Annotated in this window: 3 protein-coding genes; 1 reads left to right on the plus strand and 2 read right to left on the minus strand. The window is 72.1% G+C overall.

The genetic code is table 11. The features are described 5' to 3' along the window. Both VNF07_12740 and VNF07_12745 read right to left on the minus strand, forming a co-directional pair. Positions 1-1,788, minus strand: a 1,788-nt coding sequence (locus VNF07_12740; protein ID HVB07105.1) for a hypothetical protein, incomplete at its 3' end; no start/stop codon positions are given. Between the two features lie 28 nt (positions 1,789-1,816). After that, complete coding sequence (locus tag VNF07_12745) at positions 1,817-3,397, minus strand: hypothetical protein (protein ID HVB07106.1); 1,581 nt, start codon at positions 3,395-3,397, stop codon at positions 1,817-1,819. A gap of 206 nt (positions 3,398-3,603) precedes the next feature. Here VNF07_12745 and VNF07_12750 point away from each other — a divergent pair. Then, positions 3,604-4,730: glycosyltransferase family 2 protein (locus VNF07_12750; protein ID HVB07107.1), on the plus strand; the 1,127-nt coding region annotated here is incomplete at its 3' end.

A 4,730-nucleotide genomic window follows, 5' to 3' on the forward strand; every position in this document is an offset into this window, starting at 1 on the left:
GAAGCGGTGCACCCCTGTGCGGTCCTTCAGCACGAACTGCGTCGGCAAGGTCCCTCCCGGCATGCCGGGCAGCGGCTCGACCGAGAACCACAGGCTCCAGGCGCCGCGGTCCGGGCTCTCCACGGTGATCGTCGTCGCGCCCTCGCCGAGGTTGCCGTAGACGACGTCGCCGACGCCGAGCGTGTCGTAGTGGGGCATCGTGACCACGCCACCGTCGGAGCCGATCCCGGTGATCACCGGGTGGCCGAGGAGGCGCGTCATGAGGTCGGGGAAGGGCTGGGTGAGCTGCTCCATCACGCGGACCTGCCCGCCGTCGGTGCTGTAGATCTGGCCGTGGTAGCCGTAGAGCGAGAGGGCGCCGGCTACGACCGCGCCGTAGACGATGAGCACCGTCCCTCCGACCGCGACGAGGCCGTGCAGCACCCGCAGCGCCGGGTGCCAGTCCACCCAGGCGAGGAGAGCGGGGACGAGGAGGAGCACCGCGAAGTCCGCCTCGTAGCGCATCGAGCCCCCCGGCACGCCGAGGGCGAGGAGGACGACGATCACGAGCGCGTCGAGGAAGAGTACGAGGGTTGTGAGACGGAGCACGCGAGGTAGGCGCCGTCGCAGGGCGGCCGCGGCGAGCGCGACGAGGATCGGCGTGGTGGTGAAGACACCACCGATCATCTCCGGCGCGTAGGTGGGGGGCACCGCGCCCGGGTAGAAGGGGGGCACGGGGAGCGCGAAATAGGGGAAGGTGAGCGTCCAGCGGATCGGCGCGACGAAGTAGTAGTAGAGACTCGGCCACATGTAGCCGAGCAGGTAATAGGGGGTCTTGGTGGGGTCGAAGCCGGCCATCTGGTAGCTCGTCCCGACCTGCAGCGGGCTCCCGAAGCGTGCTGCGTTGTAGACGAGGAGCAGGAAGATGAACGCCCCGCCCGGGACGAGGATCGCCGCCCCGAGGCGCACGCGGGCGCGCGCCGTCGCGGCCCCGTCCCGGCGCGCCAGCCAGAGCAGCAACGGCGGAAGGAGGAGGCAGCCGAGGAGGAGGTCCCAGCGGGCGCCGGCGGCGAGGCCGAGCGCGAGGCTCCCGGCGGCGAGCTTCCAGCGGCGCGCCCCCTGACGCGCGCCGAGCGCGAGGAGGTAGAGGCCGATCGCGAGGAAGCAGAAGCCGCACGAGACCGCGACCTCGTAGATGTCGGGCGTGCGGTCAAGAAAGGGGACGACGGTTCCGGTCCCGAGCGCGAGGCAGGCGAGCCCGAAGCGCCCCGGGCGGGTCGCCGGCAGGTAGTCGTCGACCAGGGTGCGGAAGAGGAGCAGGACGCCGGCGAGGCCGAGCGTCGAGAAGATCCACAGCGCCCCGTCGTTCGCGATGTTGCCGAGGCCGAGCAGCCGCCACGGCAGGTAGAGGGCGATGACCGGCGTCGGCCCCCAGTCGAGGTAGAGGTGGCCGTGGTAGAGAGCGAGGTCGTGGAAGGGCCCCTGCCAGGGGTTGTTCGCGACGGGCGAGTACGGGTCGGGCAGGTCGACGAGGGCCTTCGGCGGCAGCGTCGGGATCGAGAGCTCGCCGTGCAGGAAGCCCGTCGTCAGCTGGCCGTAGTAGTCGGGCTGGCCGCCGAAGGCGGCCGCCGCGCCGCTCGTCGCGATCGTCCAGCCGTAGAGGAGCGAGAAGACGACGAAGGCGACCGCGAGGACGAGGTCGCGCGCCCGTGCCGCGGGCGGGCGCGCCCGCCGCGCAGCGTGGGCGCGAGCGAAGGCACCCGCGAGGCGGCGGGGAGGAGGGGTGGTCACGGCCCCGTCGGCCGTCACGACCGCGCCACCAGCGCGTCGCCGGGCACTAGGCGAGGTGGGCGACCTCGGTCGCGATCCGGTGGGCGTTCGCCATCGCGGTGAGGGCGATCGTCGTGCCGGCGATCGAGGGGAAGACCGAGGAGTCGACGACGTGGATGCGCTCCGAGCCGCAGGGGCGGCCGAGGATGTCGCTCTCGAGGCCGGCCGGACGGGCGCGCATCGGCAGTGAGCCGCCGTAGTGGAAGCTCTTGGCGGGCGGGCCGACCTGGGTGAGCCCCGGGATCGGCGCGGCGCCGGTGTAGCGACGGAGGCGCCGCAGCTTGCGCAGCAGCGCGTGGACGCGGGCGTGCGGATGCGGGACACGGTCGCCGACGAGGCGGACGCCCGAGTCGGTCAGCTCGAGGCGCAGCCCCGGCGAGTCGTCGGAGTGCAGGAAGCCCTGCACTGCGAGGAGGCGGCCGAGCAGCGGCTGCAGCAGGCGCTCGGCGTTGGCGCGCCGCAGCGGCGCCCGCGAGAGCAGCGCCTTCAGCATGATGTCGCTGTAGCCGTAGATCTGCAGGTGCACGCGGTGGCGGGCGATCTCCTCATCCTGCACTTCGACGAACAGCTGGGCGAGCGTGTTGCCCTGGCCCTCGGTGCTCACTGGGACCCGGCGACGGGTGAGGAGCGGCGCGAGGAAGGTCTGGCTGTCGAGGATGCGCGCCGAGCGCAGCTCGGTGAGCGACTCGAGGACGAGGCGGGTCGAGGAGACGGCGCCGCAGGCGACGAAGACCCGGCGGGCCTCGGTCCTGCCGAGGTCGTGGTCCCCGCCGCGGCCGTGGTAGGAGATCTCGACCGAGTCGGGGCGCTCGCGCAGTCCGTCCACGTAGAGGCCGGAGCGGTAGTCGATCGCGCCGCTGCGGGCGAGGGACTGCAGCGTCGTCGCGGTGTTGTAGATCGAACCGTAGGGGCAACCGTGCATGCACAGCCCGCAGTAGCGGCAGCGGTGCTCGTCCTCAGCGTTGGTCTCGAGGCCGAGGCGCGACGCACCGAAGACGAGGCCGGCGGCGTGCAGCTCGCGGCCGTGCGCGCGCAGGCGGGAGAAGAAGGACTCGACCTGAGGCGTCCGCTCCATCGGGCGGGCCTGCTCGGTGTAGAGCGGGAAGAGGTCTTCGAGGTCGTCGTGGTCGCCGGTCGTCGGCATGAACTTCACGACCGCCCGGTAGTGCGGCTCCAGCTCATCCAGGCCGATCGGCCAGTCGACGATGTCGTCGCGATGGTAGGAGAGGATCGACGAGCCCCAGGTGTTGCTGAGGCCGCCGCGGGCGAGCGACTGCACCGTCTCGGCGCCGTCGAGCACGACCGAGAGGTCCGAGTCGTTGATCGCATAGGGGAAGAACGAGCCGTAGACGGGCTTCAGCGGCACCCCGCGCAGATTGATCGGGAAATAGGCGCGCGCCGATTCGGCGAGCGCCTCGTCCCAGTCCTCGGGCTCGGCGCTGCCGAGCTCGGCAAAGGCAGGGAGCCGCTCGGCGGTCCCGTCGTTGCCGACGTCGATCACCGTCGGTCGGACGCCACGCGCGACGAGGCCCATCGTGCAGGCGACCCCGGCGTGGCCCGAGCCGACGACGACGCAATCGATCGTCACGACGGCACCGCGGTGGCGCGCGTCACGACCGCGCCGGGAACTGGCATCGGGAGAATCTACCCCCGGCAGCGCGCCTTCACGGGCCCGCGCGGGGCGTGGTTACCCGTCGCGGGGCAACCCATCGGCCGAGGGAGGCGCAGGTATAGTGGCGAAAACCAGCCCGCCGGCCTCTCCGCTGTGCCGGCGACGAGGATCGAGGAGACTCCTTGTCCTCCCATCCTCAGAAGACGAGCCTCCTGACCGCCCTCCCCGAAACCCGACGCTCGCCGATCTCGCTCCTGTCGAGCGGGAGGTCGCTCGGCACCTTCGTCGAGGCGGCGCTCGGTGCCGATCGCGACGCGCCGCTGCTCCTCCTCGCCGAGGACCCCTCCGCAGTGCCCAACGACCTCGCTCCGCTCGGCACCTTCGCCCCCTTCTCCACCCTCGAGGGGCCGCAGCCCGACGAGGCGGGAGGCGGCGCGGTCCTCGTCGCAGGCGCCGCTTCCCCAACGCCCCCCGAGGCCGCACTCGCGGCCGTCTACGAGCGCTGCCCGGCGGGCGCCCCCCTCGTCTACGTGGACGCGCCGAGGGGCCTCACGGCTCAGCGACGCGACGCTCTCGCGAGCGCGCTCTACCGGGCGGGCTTCGTGCGCCCACGCTTTCGCGCCGGCCCCGGTGGGCGCCTCGTCGCCCTCACCCATCGCGGCTCGGCGCCGCCCCCGACGGCGCGCGAGATGACGCTCTCGGTGGTGATGCCCGTCTACAACGAGCGGGAGACCTTCGCCAAGGTGCTCGACGAGCTCCTCGCGAAGGAGATCCCGGGGATCGCGATCGACGTCGTCATCGTCGAGAGCAACTCGAGCGACGGCACCCGCGAGGCGGTCCTCGGCTACCAGTCCCACCCCCGCGTGCAGCTCGTCCTCGAGGACGCGCCGCACGGGAAGGGGCACGCCGTGCGGGCGGGCCTCGCGGCGGCCGGCGGGGACTTCATCCTCATCCAGGACGCCGACATGGAGTACGACATCGCCGACTACGACGCGCTGCTGGAGCCGCTGCGCGCCTTTCGGGCGACCTTCGTCCTCGGCTACCGCCTGAAGACCCACGGGGCGCGCTTCGGCGTCCGGCACTTCGAGAAGCAGCTCGCGATCGGCCTGTTGATGAACGTCGGCAACGCGCTCTTCCTCCGCCTCTTCAACACCGTCTACCGCTCACGGCTGCGCGACCCGTTCACGATGTACAAGGTGCTGCGGCGCGACGCGCTCGAAGGGCTGCGCCTCGAGTGCAACCGCTTCGACTTCGACTGGGAGCTGACCGGCAAGCTGCTGCGCTGCGGCTACCACCCCGTCGAGGTGCC

The sequence above is a fragment of the Acidimicrobiales bacterium genome, assembly GCA_035533595.1.
In the GTDB taxonomy this organism is placed as follows: Bacteria; Actinomycetota; Acidimicrobiia; order Acidimicrobiales; family Bog-793; genus DATLTN01.